The 15,414-nt window shown below is 61.2% G+C and carries 17 protein-coding genes; 8 read left to right on the top strand and 9 right to left on the bottom strand.

Annotated features, from left to right (window positions below; all coding sequences use genetic code 11):
• Positions 1-34 precede the first annotated feature (34 nt).
• From LPJGGPFB_RS25825 to LPJGGPFB_RS25845, 5 genes are all read right to left on the bottom strand, one after another.
• Entirely contained in the window at positions 35-892 is an 858-nt protein-coding gene (locus LPJGGPFB_RS25825; RefSeq protein ID WP_173422764.1) for an NAD(P)-dependent oxidoreductase, read from the bottom strand.
• A 127-nt stretch (positions 893-1,019) separates the two neighbouring features.
• Positions 1,020-2,027, bottom strand: a complete 1,008-nt coding sequence (locus LPJGGPFB_RS25830; RefSeq protein ID WP_173422765.1) for a Bug family tripartite tricarboxylate transporter substrate binding protein — start codon at positions 2,025-2,027, stop codon at positions 1,020-1,022.
• Between the two features lie 40 nt (positions 2,028-2,067).
• On the bottom strand, positions 2,068-3,066 hold the full coding sequence (locus LPJGGPFB_RS25835; protein WP_173422766.1) for a Bug family tripartite tricarboxylate transporter substrate binding protein: 999 nt from the start codon (positions 3,064-3,066) through the stop codon (positions 2,068-2,070).
• Between the two features lie 169 nt (positions 3,067-3,235).
• Positions 3,236-3,766 (bottom strand): tripartite tricarboxylate transporter TctB family protein, encoded by a 531-nt coding sequence (locus tag LPJGGPFB_RS25840; protein WP_173422767.1) that lies wholly within the window; start codon positions 3,764-3,766, stop codon positions 3,236-3,238.
• Positions 3,763-5,274 carry a tripartite tricarboxylate transporter permease gene (locus LPJGGPFB_RS25845; protein ID WP_173422768.1) on the bottom strand — a complete coding sequence of 504 codons (1,512 nt, stop codon included), beginning with the start codon at positions 5,272-5,274 and terminating at the stop codon, positions 3,763-3,765. Before LPJGGPFB_RS25845 ends, LPJGGPFB_RS25840 begins: the two co-directional genes overlap by 4 nt.
• Before the next feature lie 561 nt (positions 5,275-5,835).
• Here LPJGGPFB_RS25845 and LPJGGPFB_RS25850 point away from each other — a divergent pair.
• The 4 genes from LPJGGPFB_RS25850 (at position 5,836) to LPJGGPFB_RS25865 (ending at position 9,033) form a co-directional block, all read left to right on the top strand.
• Positions 5,836-6,423: a chromate transporter gene (locus LPJGGPFB_RS25850; protein ID WP_173422769.1), complete on the top strand. Its 588-nt coding sequence runs from the start codon at positions 5,836-5,838 to the stop codon at positions 6,421-6,423.
• On the top strand, positions 6,416-6,955 hold the full coding sequence (locus tag LPJGGPFB_RS25855; RefSeq protein ID WP_173422770.1) for a chromate transporter: 540 nt from the start codon (positions 6,416-6,418) through the stop codon (positions 6,953-6,955). The genes LPJGGPFB_RS25850 and LPJGGPFB_RS25855 overlap by 8 nt, the downstream gene beginning before the upstream one ends.
• A gap of 135 nt (positions 6,956-7,090) precedes the next feature.
• Complete coding sequence (locus tag LPJGGPFB_RS25860; protein WP_173422771.1) at positions 7,091-7,960, top strand: substrate-binding domain-containing protein; 870 nt, start codon at positions 7,091-7,093, stop codon at positions 7,958-7,960.
• Positions 7,961-7,989: 29 nt separating this feature from the next.
• Entirely contained in the window at positions 7,990-9,033 is a 1,044-nt protein-coding gene (locus tag LPJGGPFB_RS25865) for an amidohydrolase family protein (protein ID WP_173422772.1), read from the top strand.
• 11 nt (positions 9,034-9,044) lie between these two features.
• Here the strand turns inward: LPJGGPFB_RS25865 and LPJGGPFB_RS25870 are convergent, their stop codons facing one another.
• Positions 9,045-9,338, bottom strand: a complete 294-nt coding sequence (locus tag LPJGGPFB_RS25870; RefSeq protein ID WP_173422773.1) for a hypothetical protein — start codon at positions 9,336-9,338, stop codon at positions 9,045-9,047.
• A 151-nt stretch (positions 9,339-9,489) separates the two neighbouring features.
• On the opposite strand from LPJGGPFB_RS25870, the gene LPJGGPFB_RS25875 reads away from it, so the two are divergent.
• The 3 genes from LPJGGPFB_RS25875 to LPJGGPFB_RS25885 all read left to right on the top strand — a co-directional run bounded on the left by LPJGGPFB_RS25875 (position 9,490) and on the right by LPJGGPFB_RS25885 (position 12,251).
• Positions 9,490-10,599, top strand: a complete 1,110-nt coding sequence (locus LPJGGPFB_RS25875) for a zinc-dependent alcohol dehydrogenase (RefSeq protein WP_173422774.1) — start codon at positions 9,490-9,492, stop codon at positions 10,597-10,599.
• A gap of 17 nt (positions 10,600-10,616) precedes the next feature.
• Complete coding sequence (locus tag LPJGGPFB_RS25880) at positions 10,617-11,294, top strand: RraA family protein (RefSeq protein WP_173422775.1); 678 nt, start codon at positions 10,617-10,619, stop codon at positions 11,292-11,294.
• Between the two features lie 96 nt (positions 11,295-11,390).
• A complete protein-coding gene (locus LPJGGPFB_RS25885) occupies positions 11,391-12,251 on the top strand; it encodes an alpha/beta fold hydrolase (protein ID WP_173422776.1) in 861 nt (286 codons plus the stop codon).
• Positions 12,252-12,272: 21 nt separating this feature from the next.
• Here LPJGGPFB_RS25885 and LPJGGPFB_RS25890 read toward each other — a convergent pair whose 3' ends face one another.
• Entirely contained in the window at positions 12,273-13,208 is a 936-nt protein-coding gene (locus tag LPJGGPFB_RS25890) for a LysR family transcriptional regulator (RefSeq protein WP_173422777.1), read from the bottom strand.
• 167 nt (positions 13,209-13,375) lie between these two features.
• Here LPJGGPFB_RS25890 and LPJGGPFB_RS25895 point away from each other — a divergent pair, with 167 nt between their 5' ends.
• On the top strand, positions 13,376-13,972 hold the full coding sequence (locus LPJGGPFB_RS25895) for a HupE/UreJ family protein (protein WP_173422778.1): 597 nt from the start codon (positions 13,376-13,378) through the stop codon (positions 13,970-13,972).
• A gap of 105 nt (positions 13,973-14,077) precedes the next feature.
• Here LPJGGPFB_RS25895 and LPJGGPFB_RS25900 read toward each other — a convergent pair whose 3' ends face one another.
• On the bottom strand, positions 14,078-14,278 hold the full coding sequence (locus tag LPJGGPFB_RS25900) for a hypothetical protein (protein WP_173422779.1): 201 nt from the start codon (positions 14,276-14,278) through the stop codon (positions 14,078-14,080).
• 179 nt (positions 14,279-14,457) lie between these two features.
• Positions 14,458-15,399 (bottom strand): substrate-binding domain-containing protein, encoded by a 942-nt coding sequence (locus tag LPJGGPFB_RS25905; RefSeq protein WP_210264602.1) that lies wholly within the window; start codon positions 15,397-15,399, stop codon positions 14,458-14,460.
• Positions 15,400-15,414: the final 15 nt, after the last annotated feature.

A 15,414-nucleotide genomic window follows, 5' to 3' on the forward strand; every position in this document is an offset into this window, starting at 1 on the left:
TTTCCCGGAGAGAACTCCGCCGGAGCAAGGTCCCTTAGGCTAGACCGCCTTCGCTTGCCGCAAGCGGCCGCACCGTGCGGCCGAGATAGGTCGCTTCCGCGCCATAGAGCAATTCCTTCACGTCGGCCGCCTTCAAGGTCTTGATGATCTGGTCCACCTGACCGGACAGGGGCAGCATCAGCCCCGCCTTCTGGGCGAGGTCCATGGTCACGTCCATGTCCTTTTCCTGCCAGGTGAACCGCGTCGTGTCCCAGCGCGCGAGCGTGCCGTTGGTGCCGGGGCAAGCAAGCAGGATTTCGCGCATGCGCTGGGTATCGAGCCCGTAGCGCTTGGCGATCAAAAGCGCTTCGAAATTCGCGACGCAGTGGATCCAGTGCAGGAGATTGTTGCAGGATTTGGCGATCTGACCCGCGCCGAGCGGACCAACGTGCACCACGTCCCGGCTGTAGCAGGAAAGAACCGGGCGCACGCGCTCCACGTCCTCGCTGGCACCGCCGCAGAGCGAGAGCAGTGTCGCTTCACGTGCGCCCGATGCGCCGTAAACCACGGGCGCATCGACCAGATGCTGCCCACGCGCTTCGATGCGCGGTTTGAGTGCCAACATGGTCTCGGGACTGATCGTTGCAGCCACCACGATCGTCGCACCGGCAGCCTTCGAAAGCCCGTCGCAGACGTCGATTACCTGCTGGTCGTTGGCGACGACAAGCAGGAACGCGTCGGCGGAACTCGCGGCATCATCGAGACTTTCCTTCGGCAGGAGGCCTTGCTCGAACGCCTGTTGCAGACGTTCCTGGTTGATATCGAAGGCAGAAACCTCGAACCCGCCCTTCCTCCTGATGTGCCCCCCCATGGCGAGCCCCATCTCGCCCGCACCGATGATAGCAATCCTCATATTCACCTCGAAACCTCGCGGCCTAGCCGGGCGCAGTGTTTGATGCAGCCTGACCGGCAACTTCCAAAAGCAGATCGATAAAGAAGCGGCGGCCTCGCAAGAAGCCGCCGCTGTCATGAACGAAAAATCAGTCCTTCTTCAGCGTCTCCTGGAGAACGCTGACAATCTCCGGGGTTTGGTCGAGGGCAGCCTTGACCACCGTGGCGACATCGTCGCCGACCTTCGGGTCGACCGGCAAGCCGAGCGACTCCGCTTTCTTCAGGAATTCCGGATCAGTGGTCGCCTTGGCATAGGCGTCACGCAGGGCCTTGAGGCGATCTTCAGGAATGCCTGCCGGCCCGGCCGTCAGGCGCGAGATGTTGCTCTGCGAGGCAACGAGTGCGATGACTTTCTGGGCATCCGGCTTGTCACCGACGAGCGCCGAAAGCTGCGGCACGTCGGTTTCCGAGCCGCCGATCTGGGCAATGATCTTTGCGTTGCCTTCATTCACGAAGTCCTGGAACGAGGAACGCGAGGCGATGATACCCTGCACTTCGCCGCGACGCATGGCGAGCTGGTCGTCACCACCGTTGTAACCGGAGATGATTTCGACCGGCAGGTTGAGCGCCTTGACGAGCATGGTCGTCTCGATCGTGGAGGCACTGCCGACACCGGCGGATGCGAACTTCACCGGTTCCTTGCTGGCGGCAAGTTGTTCGAAACTGTCGATGCCCGAATCCTTTGTAACGACCATCACGCGTGGGTCGGACGCGACCTTGCCGATCCAGGACATGTTGCCGAGGTCGAACTTGATGGCGGGATCGCCGGCCAGCTGGCCATAAATGAGACCGGTGTTGAAAGTGCCGAAGGTCAGGCCATCCGGCTCGGAGGCGTACACGTAGTTGGCCCCGATCAAGTGGCCGGCGCCCGGCATGTTCTGGACGACGAAGGTCGAGCCGGGCAAGTATTTCTGCATGAACTCGGCCACGAGACGGGCATTGGTGTCATAGCCGCCGCCGGGCGCCGTCGCGACGATATAGTTGACCGTCTTGCCGTTGAAGAAATCGGCGCCCTCCTGCGCCATTGCCGGAGTTGCCGCGATCGCGGCGAATGTCGCTGCGCCGGCGACAGCCTTGCGGATGGAGTGCATGTTCATTGGGTTCCCTCCCTGTTGTAGTTTCGGTGAAGAGCGAGGCTCAGCCTTCGCTCAAAGCTTCTTTCAGTGCTTCGATAACGTCAGGCTTCTGGTCGAGGGCTTTCTCGACAAGCGCGCTGACATCGTTGCCGACGAGCGGATCGACCGGCAGGCCCAGAGTGCGGGCCTTTTCGATGAATTCCGGGTCGGATGTGGCGGCGACATAGGCGTCGCGGAGCGCCTTCAGGCGATCCTCCGATATACCTGCCGGGCCGGCCGTGAGCCGTGAAATCCCGCTCTGGGATTCGATCAGCGCCACGACTTGCCGGGCTGTGTCTCCGTCGATCATCGACGACAACTGCGGCACATCCGTATCGCTACCACCGACCTGGGCGAGGATTCGGCCCTTGCCCTCATCGATGAATTGCTGGAATTCCGAGCGCGAGCCGATCACGCCCTGCACCTCGCCACGCATCATGGCGAGTTGGTCTTCATTGCCATTATAGCCCGATACGACTTGGATCGGCAGTTTCAGCGCCTTCACGAACATCATCGCCTCGATCATCGAAGCGCTGCCTTTGCCGGCCGTGGCGAACTTGATCGGTTGCTGCAGCGACCGGAGCTGCTCGAAGCTTTCAATGCCCGATTCCTTGGTCACGATGAGGACCCGCGGGTCGGACGCGACCTTGCCAATCCAGGACATCTTCGTCAGGTCGAACTTGATGTTCTGATCGCCACTCAACTGGCCGTAGATCAAGCCGGTGTTGAAGGTGCCAAAGGTCAGTCCGTCCGGATCGGACGCATAAATGTAGTTGGTTCCGATCAGGTGGCCGGCGCCCGGCATGTTCTGGACGACGAACGTCGAGCCGGGCAGATGCTTCTGCATGTACTGGGCCACAAGCCGGCCATTGGTGTCGTAAACGCCACCCGGCGAAGTCGCGACGATATAGGTGACGGTCTTGCCGTCAAAAAAGGCCTTTCCATCCTCCGCCCGGAGGACCGCCGATCCCGCCATCAGAAACACGGCGGAAAGCGACAGTGCCGAAACCCGTCCCTTCATATTCATTCTCCTCCCAATTTGCTCGGCCGTCCGAATGGGCGGCAATCCCGGTTTTCCGGACAAGAGGCACACTTCACCGCTGGCCGAACCAGCCTGTGCCGCCATGCTTGCCTTTGCTTATTCTGTGGCGTCCCGGTTTTTCGGGACGCTCTTTTTTTAAAGATCAGCTTCAGACCACGCCGATGCCGACCGTCCTCAGGAGCCACGGCGTTACGAAACCGGGGAACAACTGGATGTGCAGCAGTGCGCCGAACAGCAGATAGAGGACGACGGTTGCACCGACCGCAAGCGAGAGGCTCATCCTCCACGAGCTTTCAGCCTGCCGGCGCAGGAAGGTCGCGAGCATGAACGGGATGCTCACGTAGAAGCCGAAAGCCAGTATGGCGGCCACGAAGGCCACGAAGTAGATCCACATAGTGATTTCCTGGCGCACCGTATGGGGACCGAATTCCGGCAGTTCCGGCTCCAGACCTGGCACTTCATGGGCGATGCCTGCGCGCGGCGCCCCGTGGAAGGCACTCTTTGGCGAATGGAAGAGATCGATTGCCAGCTGAACGAGACAGAGGCCAATGCCGGGGATGCCGACTACGAGCGGCATGAAACGCGCCTTTGCCGGAAATTCCATCGCCAGTCCGACCATCACGCAGAAGAAGACGAGCATGACGATGGTGAGCCAGGTGCTGAAGGAATAGTGTCTCATGTGTTGAGCTCCACGCTGGCATGGGACTTGCCCGGCCGGAAATTGCGGTAGAAGGCATAGGCCATCAGGCCGACGATCATGCTGATCAGGACAAGCGACAGCGGCCGCAGGAAGAAGGAATACCCCCAAAGCTGCAGCGCCTGATGAAGCGAAGCTTCCGCCTGTCCGCCGAGCACGAGACCGATGACGAAGGGCGAGCGGGGCCAGCCGGCGCGCTGGAAGCCATAGCCGAGGATGCTGAAGAGCACGAGGACGACCAGGTTCTGCCACTGCACGTCGCTGACGAAGCAGCCGATTGTCACGAAGATCAGAATGAACGGAACAAGGACACGGCCGTTCACGAACGTCAGCACCGCGATCCAGCGACAGGAAACCAGCAGAATGCCGACGGCGATCAGGTTGCCGACCACGAGAGCCCAGATCAAGGTCCAGACGAGGTCGAGATGCTTGGTCACCATCGTCGCGCCCGGCTGGATGCCGAGGATGAGGAAGGCGCCGAGCAGAACCGCCATGCCGGAGCTGCCGGGAATGCCAAAAAACAGGGTCGGAAGCAGCGAACCGCCTTCCTTGCCGTTGCTGGCGGTTTCAGGTGCAATGACACCTTCGATCGCGCCCTTGCCGAAGCGTTCCGGGGTCTTCGAACTCTGGACGGCGTGACCGTAGCAGAGCCAGGCCGCCGTCGAGCCGCCGAGGCCGGGGATCATGCCGATGATGGCGCCGATAACCGAGGTGCGGATAACCAGCCACCAGTGGCGCGGCACTTCCATGACACCCGACAGTAGCTGGCGATAGGAGAAAGCCTTGTCCATCGATACGGCGGAGATCGAGCCGCCCTTGGTGGCGAGCGACAGCATTTCCGGCACAGCGAACATGGCCAGCACCGCGGTCACGAGGCTGACGCCATCCCAGAGGAACAGCATGTCGCCTGCATAACGGGGCGTACCGGTGATCGGGTCCATGCCGATGGTCGACAGTATCAGGCCGTAGAAGCCGACGATGAGACCCTTCACGATCTTGCTGCCGCTGGCGAGGAAGGCGATGAAGCTGATGCCGAGCAGGGCGATCAGAAAGAATTCGGCCGGGCTGAACATCAGGATGACCGGCTCAAGCACAGGGATCATGATGGCGAAGACGACGGCACCGATGATGCCACCGACGCCCGATGCCGTGATGCTGGCGCCGAGCGCCCGGGCTGCCTGTCCTTGCTTGGCAAGAGGATATCCGTCGAGCGTCGTCGCGGCGTCATCGCCGTCGCCGGGAATGCCGAACATGATGCTGGATATCTGGCCACTGGTGCCGTTGACGGCGTGCAGGGTCAGCAGAAATACCGCACCAGCCACCATGTCCATACCGTAGACGAACGGGATTGCCATGGCGATGGAGAGCTTCCCACCGATGCCGGGCATCACGCCGACAAGCAAGCCGCACACGACCGCTATCAGCATTAGACCCATGATGTGGGGCGTGCTCACAAGATTGAAGAGCGCCCCGAACATAGTCTCGATCATTTCTGGTTCCAATCCTCCCGTAAGACGGGGAAGGCGCCGTCGGTGCGGCACCACCCATCGGGCAATCACTTGCGATCTCCTCCCGCAAGCTGGGCGATTGCCAATACTCTGCGTCGGCTCCCTGCCTTTCGCTTGTCTCAATTAGTGCCACCAGCCCGGTCTTTGTCCAAAGCAAAAAACTATGCTTAGTCCAGCAGTTTTTGCGCGGACAGACCCTTCAGGGCACTCAATGCTTACCCGCTCGCGTCATCCATCTTTTTGAATTTTCTATTATTCATGGGAGTCCGCCGGCCGATATGCATGAGTGGATTATATCGGCTTTGTTGGCCATTCCCGGCCTGATCGAACCTCGTTCTGATTCGAACTCCTGAGCACCGGCGATCTCGCATTAAGTTTTTCTTACTTCGGGGGTAAGCCGAAATGGCGTGGACTTCGTCCCTGCCCGCCCCCTAGCATCTCGCCAATTGCGCGGCGCACAGGATGCTCGCGTATTTCCGGCCACGTTCGCGCCGCTTTCGCCATCCGGCCGCGGCAGAAAGCCGTGCGCCACTCGGAGGAGAGATGGACAGCCCCATAAACAAGAACGAAACCGCCGAGATCCGACAGGTCCCGGCGCTGGACCTGCTGGCGTCCTTCCTGCGGCTCGGAGCTTCTTCGTTTGGAGGCGGCATGACTGGCTGGACGCACCGGGAGATCGTCGAGCGCCGACGCTGGCTGACGGACAGCGAATTCCTGCAGACCCTGACGATCGCGCAGATCATGCCTGGCGCAAATCCTGTCAATCTCGCTGTCTATATCGGGCTCAAGCTATCGGGTTTTCGCGGCGCAGCGCTGGCGCTGTTCGGCATGATCCTGCCTGCTTTCCTCGCCATCCTCGCACTCAGCTTCACCTACCAGCAGCTTCGCTCCTATCCGGAGGCGCAGGCAGTGCTGCGCGGCCTTGCGTGCGTCGGCATCGCTTCCAGCCTCACAATGGGCATCAAGACCGCGCGGAGGCTGAAAGCGCATGTGGTGCCGATCGGAATCGCTGCCCTGGTGTTCCTCACGGTCGGCGTGTTGCGCTGGCCGCTCGTGGCGGTGGTCATCGGGGCCATACCGCTCAGCGTCGCTGCCACCTTCTGGCTTGAAAGGAAGAAGACCCGTGGATGAAGGAAAACTCCTCAACCTGATCACGATGTGCATTCCGCTGTCGCTCGTCTCCTTTGGTGGCGGCCAGACGATCATCGCCAGCCTGCAGCACCAAACCGTCGATATCCAGCATATGCTGTCGGGTGCTCGCTTCACCGATCTCTATGCCATCTCGCGTGCCGCTCCCGGCCCCGGAACGATGATCGTCTCGCTCATCGGCTGGGAGGTGAGCGGCCTTCTCGGCGCGGTGCTGGCGACGCTGGCCATCTTCGTGCCCTCCTCCATTCTCATCTGCGCCGTCGGCAGCTACTGGCACCGCCATCGCGGTCAGCCCTGGGCGATGGCGGCAGAGAAGGGGCTGGCGCCAGTGGCGGTCGGACTGATTTTCGCCGGCGTCTTTGCCGTCGGCCGCTCCGCCCAGTTTTCGCCGATCGAACTCGCGACCACTCTTGTCGCCGGGACCATCCTACTGCGTACCAAGCTCGGCCCCTATCCGCTGCTGGCGGCGGCGGGCATGCTTTTTTACGCCTTGAGCATCACCGGGCAGGTCTGAGCGACCGCCCTCCTTTCGACGACATCGGACAAAATTGACGCGGCCTGATTGACCGCATGCCGATTCACAGTATGATACTTAAAGAAGAACATCGTTCCGTATAAAGGAACAACTTCTATCCCGGAGGAAAACGACATGGCCCACCCCTTGGTGCTGAGGACGGCGCTCGGAAAGCACGACCACGTCAAGCCGCTGAAGGACGGCCGTGTCCACTCAAGTCGGTTGGAGCTGAGGTTCGAAGAATTCGAACCCTTGCCCAAGGCGTTTCGCGCCATGGTTCGCGGCGGCGATCTCGATATCTCGGAGATGGCGATCGTCACCCATCTTTTGGCTCATCACTACCGCAAGCCGATCACCGGTCTTGCCATTCCGCTCTGGAGCCGCCTTCCCCACACCAACCTCGTCTGCCCGGTCGATTCTCCGGTCAGGGGGCCGCGCGATCTCGCGGGAACGCGGGTTGGCGTACGCGCCTATGCCCAGACCTCGGGCGTCTGGGTGCGCGGCTTCCTTCAGCATGAATACGGCCTTGATCTCGACGGCATCACGTGGGTCACCATGGAAGACGCCCATCTCAGCAAGTACCAGGACCCCGCCAATACCGAGCGCAATACGGGCGAACTGGCGCTCCGGCCCTTGATGATGTCGGGGGCGCTGTCGGCGATCATGGGCGAGCGCGAAGTTGATCCTGCGGGTATCCGCACTGTCATCTCCGATGCTCAGGCAACGGCAGAAGCCTGGATCGCCCGAACGGGCATCGTGCCGATCAATCACACGCTCACCGTCAGGACTGCGTTGATCGAGGACCATCCCTGGCTTTCAGGCGAACTCATGGAGATGTTCGAGGAGGCCCGCCGCATCGCCATCGAGGAGGACGGAGCGACGCCGCCTCCTGCGTATGGGTTGAAAGCCAATCTCGCCTCGCTGCAGCTCGCCTTCGCCTATTCGGCCGAGCAGCGCATCACGCCTGCCGTCTACGACGCCAACGAACTCTACCCCGCGATCTGAAGCCGCCGCCGGCCTTCGAGGATAAGACCATGATCATCGACATTCACGGACATTACACCACCGAGCCGCAGGCGCTGCACCAGTTCCGCGACAAGCAGCTTGCCGGCCTCGCCGATCCCATGCGCCGGCCGCTCACCACCGATCTCGGCATCACCGACGAGATGCTGCTGAAATCCGTCGAGCCGCAGCTTGCCTTCCAGAAGGAGCGCGGCAGCGACCTCACCATCTTCTCGCCGCGTGCCGCCGGCATGGCCCACCATGTCGGTACGGAAGCCGTCGGCATGCAGTGGGCGAGGATGTCCAACGACCTGATCCACCGCATCTGCACCCTGCTGCCGGACAATTTTGCCGCCGTCGGGCAATTGCCGCAGCATCCGGGCGCTCCGCCGAAGAACTGCATTCCCGAGCTCGAGCGCATCGTCAACGAACTCGGCTTCGTCGGCGTCAACCTCAATCCTGATCCGTCCGGCGGCTACTGGACCGATCCGCCGCTCACCGACCGGCAATGGTATCCGCTCTACGAAAAGCTCTGCGAGCTTGACGTGCCCGCGATGATCCACGTCACCTCGTCGTGCAATCCCTGCTTCCACCACACGGGCGCGCACTACATCAACGGCGACACCACCGCCTTCATGCAGCTGATCCAGGGTGATCTGTTCAAGGATTTCCCGACGCTGAAATTCGTCATCCCGCACGGCGGCGGCGCGGTGCCCTTTCATTGGGGCCGCTACCGGGGGCTCGCACAGGAAATGAAGAAGCCACTGCTGAGCGAGCACCTGCTCAACAACGTCTTCTTCGATACCTGCGTCTACCACTATCCCGGTATCGAGCTGATGGCCAAGGTGATCCCGGTCGACAACATCCTGTTTGCCTCGGAGATGCTCGGTGCGGTCAAGGGCATCGATCCGGAAACCGGCCATCACTACGACGACACCAAGCGCTACATCGACCAACTGACGACACTCGACGAGGGCAGCCGATACAAGGTGTTCGAGGGCAATGCCCGGCGCGTCTATCCACGTCTCGATGCGCAGCTTGCCAAGCGCGGCCGTCCCGGCCGGACAGGTCATTGATCATGCCCGCCTCAGCAGCAGGAGATATCGCCGTCCGACACGATTGCGTCCTTCATCCAGTAGGGTGGCAGGTCGTCCTCCACGACGTCGGCGACGCGCTTGAACACCTTGAACTGATGGCGGCGATCGGGGGCGGTCCAGAAGGCGACGACGGTTTCCAGCGGCGGGCATCCGGGCAGGCCGCAAGCGATCTCCGACACCATGACCGCAACGTCCTCGTCCAACGAAAAACGAGCGCGCGTAAAAGCCTTCACGCGGCGGATGGCGACGAGAGCTTCGGAACGGGCGGAGGGGGACTTGAGCATGTTTTCGATCCTGACCTGCGGGCAGCGCGGCCGGCAGCACACCAACAATTAAAGGCCGGGCGTCTGCCCTGTCAAAAACCAATTCGGAAAAACCGACCGGGCGAAAACGGCATGCCGGCACCGGCGCTTCACCACTTGAAAGGATAATGAGATGAGCCAATCGGTACTCGCGGCAGTCCGCACCGGCCCGGGCAAGATGGAAATGCGGGAGTTCCCGATGCCCGACATTCCCGAGGACGCAGCCCTCTTGAAGATGGAAGTCGCCGGCATCTGCGGCACAGACGTCAAGCTGTTCAAGAACCCGCCGAACAATGCCCCGACAATCATGGGCCACGAGAACATCGGCTACATCGCCAAGGCCGGCCGTGAATTCACGCGCCGAAAAGGCTTCAAGGAAGGCGATCTCGTCTTCGTCGAGCACTATGTCATGTGTGGCAAGTGCCAATGGTGTCACCAGGGCCAGTACCGCCATTGCGAAAACACAGACTGGCGCAACAATCCAGAAGGCATCCGCTACGGCTACACTTCGGCTGAGCGGGCGCCGCATTTGTGGGGCGGCTTCGCGCAATATGTCTACCTGCCATGGAATGCGGTTGTCCACCGCGTGCCGAAGGGTGTGTCGCCGGAGCTTGCCGGCCTCGTCACCCCCATGGCGAATGGCGTGGAATGGTCGCTGTTTGATGCAGGCGTCGGCTATAACTCCACTGTGTTGATCCAGGGGCCAGGCCAGCAGGGCCTGTCGCAGACAGTTGTCTGCAAGCAGGCCGGTGCTGCGCTCATCATCGTGACCGGCACGACCAAGGACGCCGCCCGGCTTGAAGTGGCAAAGCAACTCGGCGCCGACTATGTAATCGACGTACAGCAGGAAGACCCGCTCGCCCGGATCATGGAAATCACCGGCGGCAAGGGCGTCGATATCTCGCTCGACTGCACCGCGGGCGCGGGCACCATCCCGATCCTTCTCGGCGTGGAAGCGCTGAAGCGCAAGGCCGGCACCATTCTCGTGCAGGGTGAGATGAAGGAATTCCCGAACTTCCCGCTGGAAAGGGTCACCACCAAGGCTATCACCATCAAGAGTGCCCGGGGCCACAGTTACCTCGCCTGCGAGCTGGCACTCGAGCAAATCGCCTCCAACCGCTTCCCGCTGGAAAAGATCACCACCCACCGCTTCGGCCTTGCGGATGCCGACCTCGCCATCCGCTCCGTCGGCGGCCAGGGCGTGCCGGACGTGATCCACGCATCGCTGATGCCCTGGATGTAAGGAGGAGAGGACTGGTTATGACCCTCGGTTTCAGAATCCTCGAACGGCAGCGCAAGGTGAGCGCTGAGACGATCGAGAAATTTCGCGAGATCCCCGTCGCCAATGTCAGCGATGTCATGTCCCGCATGGTTGCGGCTGGTCCTGCGCTCCGGCCGCTGCATGCTTCCGGAGTGCTCGCGGGTGCAGCCTTCACGGTCAAGACGCGGCCAGGCGACAATCTCATGATCCACAAGGCTTTGCTGATGGCAGGCCCGGGGGACGTGATCGTCGTCGATGCCGGAGGCGATCTCACCAACGCGCTGATGGGAGAACTTATGCTCTCCCATGCCCGCGCTATCGGCACGCACGGCGTCGTCATCAACGGCGCGGTGCGGGATTACGGCTGGATCAGCAGCAATACCTTCCCGGTCTTTGCAGCCGGCGTCACCCATCGCGGCCCTTACAAGGATGGCCCCGGCGAGATCAACGTGCCGATCTCGCTCGGCGGCATGATCATCGAGCCTGGCGATCTCCTGCTCGGCGACGAGGACGGACTGGTTTGTGTGCCCTTCGAGCAGTCGGACCATATCCATGCACTCGCCAGGGCCAAGAACGCTTCCGAGGCGAAGACCTACGAAAATACGCTCGCAGGCAGGCTCGACCCGAAGCTTTGGGTCGACGAGACGCTTCGCAAGCTGGGCTGCGAAGGCGTGTGACACTCAGGCGAGGAGCTCGAAAAGCGCCCTGCCCGGCAAGGGTCGGACGGGCATAGTCGCGGCCGGGGCGGTCGCACAATGGAATGGGAGGTTTGGATGGCAACGACGAAGATCGACGGTATTGCGACGCGCTACGAGGTGCTGGGCTCGGGACCACCGCTGCTGATGTATTCGCCGGGCGGCTTCGACGCCGCCCTGGAGAAATGGCGAACACAGGGCATCTACGCCGAAATCCAGTTTCTCGACCAGTTGCCGAAGCATTTTACATGCATCACTTTCGACAGGCGCGAGACCGGGCAATCCGGCGGCCGCGTCGAGCGGGTGACCTGGTCGGACTATGTGCGCCAGGGTAAAGGCCTGCTGGATCATCTGGGTTTCGGCAAGGCCTTTCTTATGGGCGGTTGCATGGGCTGCAGCGTCGTTGCCGCCTTTGCCGTGGAGCAGCCGGAAACGACTTTGGGCAACGTGCTGTTCTGGCCGGTTGGTGGTGCGCGCTACCGGATGACAGGCCACCAGCGTTTTGCCGAACATCTGGCTTTCGTCCACCAGAATGGGCTCGAAGCCGTGGTCAGGCTTGCTGGCGAAAGCAACAAGCCCTTTGGTGCCGATCCGCGCGGGGGACCCTGGGTCTCGGTGCTGCGCCACGACAAGGAATTTGCCGATCGTTATGCGCGCCAGAATGTCGATCATTACAAGGCGATCATCGCCGGCATGCCGCGCACGCTGCTCGATCGCGACACCGCTCCGGGCGCCGAGCCCGAAGACCTGTTGCGGCTTTCAAGTCCGACCCTGATCATTCCCGGTGCGGATGCCTCGCATGCCACCTCGGCGGCACGTTATTTCCAGGAGTGCATCCCCGGCTCGCAATATTGGGATGTCCCGGTCCCTGCCCAGAATTCGGCGGACACGAACGCCCGCGTGATCGAGTTCCTGAGCAAGGTCGCTGGTACCGCCTGAGCTTGAAAGGACGCATCCGCCTCAGGCGGATGCGTCGTCCGGGCCGATGAAATCCGGCAGGAACTTCTTTCCCTCCGTAACAAGAAAATTCTCAAAGGCGGAGATCAGTGGCGTCATCGCCCGGTCCGTGCGGCTGACTGCAAACCATTGCCGCCGGATCGGCAGGCCAACGACATCAAGGATAGCAAGCTTTCCAGCCTGTACCTCTGCCGCTACGCTATGGGCAGCGAGAAAAGCGATGCCGTTGTCCGACAAAATGGCCCGCTTTATGTCCTCGATGGATTCCATTTCGGTGTTCGGCCCCTCTGCCCGCCCGGGAATGTCACTCATGAACCGATCGAAGAAGACACGCGTGCCCGAATCGGGGCTGCGCAAGTAAAAGTGCTCGCGGGCGATTTCGCTCTTGGAGATCGAATGGCGACCAACGAGCGGATGGTGCCTGGCGCAGACGGCGATGAGTGAGTGTTCACCGAAGATGGCCGCGCGAACCGAAAACTCGCGCGGGGGCCGACCGAGCAGGGCGACATCGATCGTGCGGTTACGCAAGCGCTCGACCGTTTCGGCGCGCCGCTCGATAAAGAGCTCCAGGTCGATGTTCGGGTAGAGGGCTGCGAACGCGGCTAGCATCGGCTGGGCAAAGTACTTCACCGTCGAGACAGCACCGACAGCAATGCGCCCACGCTTCACGCCTTTGAAAGCGTCGAGCTCTTCTTCGAGTTGGGCGAGCCGCTGCTCAATGTCACGTGCAGCGGACAGAACGGCGTGGCCGGCCTCGGTCGGAAACATGCCATGCGCCATTCGGTCAAACAGCGATACGCCAGCCTCTGCCTCGATCTGCTTCAGCTGCAGCGTTACCGCCGGAGCCGTCAGTCCGAGCACTTTTGCTGCGCCGACGATCTTTGCGTGCTTCTCAATCGCGAGGATGGATTTCAGCTGGCGAAAAGTGATGTTTTTCATGAGCAGAACTTAAGAAAACTTAATGCGGAGGTAAAGAGATTAAAATTTACTTTCCGGCTGCGATGGTCGATTTTCATTGTCAGCAGGTTAGCCCCACAGACAATCCGCGCCCGTATCAAGCGCTCGGCATCTGCAGAATCGTTCGAAACATTCAAGGGAATCGAGAAATGAAAGCAGCAATCAAGAGCGGTCTGCTGGCCCTGGCCGCCATCGGTATTCCGGCCGTCGCCCACGCCCATACTGGCGTCGGCGATACAGGCGGTCTTGTTCACGGCTTCATGCATCCGATCGGCGGCCTTGACCACGTCCTGGCCATGGTTGCAGTTGGCGTGTTCGCCTCCATCCTCGGCGGCCGTGCGCTCTGGCTGGTGCCGACAAGCTTTGTCGTCATGATGGCCGTTGGCGGCGTCCTCGGTATGCAAGGTGTAAGCGTCCCGTTCGTCGAGATCGGCATCGCGGCATCCGTCGTCGTGCTTGGCCTTGCCGTCGCGCTGCGCTGGAACCCGCCGACGGCTGCCGCCATGGGCGTCGTCAGCCTCTTTGCGATCTTTCACGGACACGCACACGGCGCTGAAATGCCGCTCGATGCCTCCGGGCTGCAATATGCCATCGGCTTCATGGCGGCGACCGCCCTCCTGCATATCGCCGGCGTTGGCCTCGGCGTCGTCATCGGCCGGATCAGTGCCAACTCCACGGCCGCCATGCGCTTTGGCGGCGGCGCCATGGCACTCGCCGGCGTCGGCCTTCTGACCGGCTACATCTGAGAAGGTTCACCTTCTTCGCATGATCACAAAACAGCAAAAGGCCGCCCGAGGGCGGCCTTTTTGTCATACCTAGCTTGCCGAGCCTTCCCGAGAAGACCAGGGAGCTTAGCGACGCTTGGTCGCGCGGCGGAACGCATTTTCGTCGATGCCGAGGGTCTGAAGAGCGCTTATGGAGGGAGTGCGGCGGTCGCGGGTCGCAGCAGCGCATTCCTGAGCGGCGCTGAGCAGGCTCATGCCATCCTTGAAGCCACCGAACATGCTGTTGATCCAGGTCGTATTTGCGTAGCGTGCCACCAGCGTCGTCATCTCTCATCTCTCCGTTTTATATGCCCTGCATATAATGCTGCAGTGCAACGAAGAAAAGGGCAACGCAAACAGACCTGCCATGCAGGCACCGCATGGCAGGTTGCAAGGCAGCTCGAAAGACCTCAAGCGGCGGTTATCAAACGACATCGATGAGCGTCACGACGCTCGATATTGCGGCGTCAGATAACGAAACTTTCCATGGTTTCCGGGGCGAAGATGTCTTCGGCGCACAGCTGGCGCTTCGACAAACCCTGTTCGAAGGAGTAGCGCAGGAAGGTATCAAGCGTTTGCCTGTTTTGCTTGAAGCCGTAGCTCCAGTAGTCATCTCCCATCAGCCGTTGCGCCTCTTCCACATGGGCGCTGAGCCAAGGCAGCATCACCTTCAGCGCCGCCGTTTCCTGCAGCTCGCGATAGACGCGACGTTGTGCATCGGCAAAGGCCTTGTAGAGTGATTGCGCGATCCAGCGGTGTGACTCGTAGATCTCGCGGCGGATGACAATCGTGTGCATGATGGGAAAGATATTGGTTTTGCGGAAATAGGCCCGCTCCACCTCGACGAAGCTTTCAAACAGCCGCCGTACCTGCTTGCCATCGTAGGACGAAGGCTTGCGCGCCGTATAGAGCGCATCGATGTCACCATTGCGCAGCATGGCCGACAGGGTCTTATCCGGTCCGAGCCGGTTGAGTCGGATATGGCTGGGCAGGTTAAGCGGCAGTTTTTCCGGCCGGTTCGGCTGCTCCTCACCGCCCGCATAATAGGTCACGTCGTCGACCTTTACGCCGTATTCGTCCGACAGGATGCCCCTGATCCATACCGGAGCCGTCATCTGGTACTCCGGCGTTCCGACGCGCTTGCCGATGAGGTCGCGTGGCTCGTTGATGCCGGCACCGCCATTCACATAGATCGAGGAGTGCCGGAAATAGCGCGAAGGAAACACCGGGATCGCGACGAACGGCCGCGCCTCGGAAAAGCACGACATCACATAGGAGGACAGCGACATCTCGGCGATGTCAAACTCCCGGTGGCGCAACATGCGGAAGAACGTTTCCTCCACCGGCATGTTGAGAAAGACGAGGTCTATGCCATCAGGAGTGATCGTCTTGTCCATAAGGGGGCGCATCCGGTCGTAATCCCA

It is taken from the genome of Ensifer adhaerens (assembly GCF_013283195.1).
Classification (GTDB): domain Bacteria; phylum Pseudomonadota; class Alphaproteobacteria; order Rhizobiales; family Rhizobiaceae; genus Ensifer; species Ensifer adhaerens_G.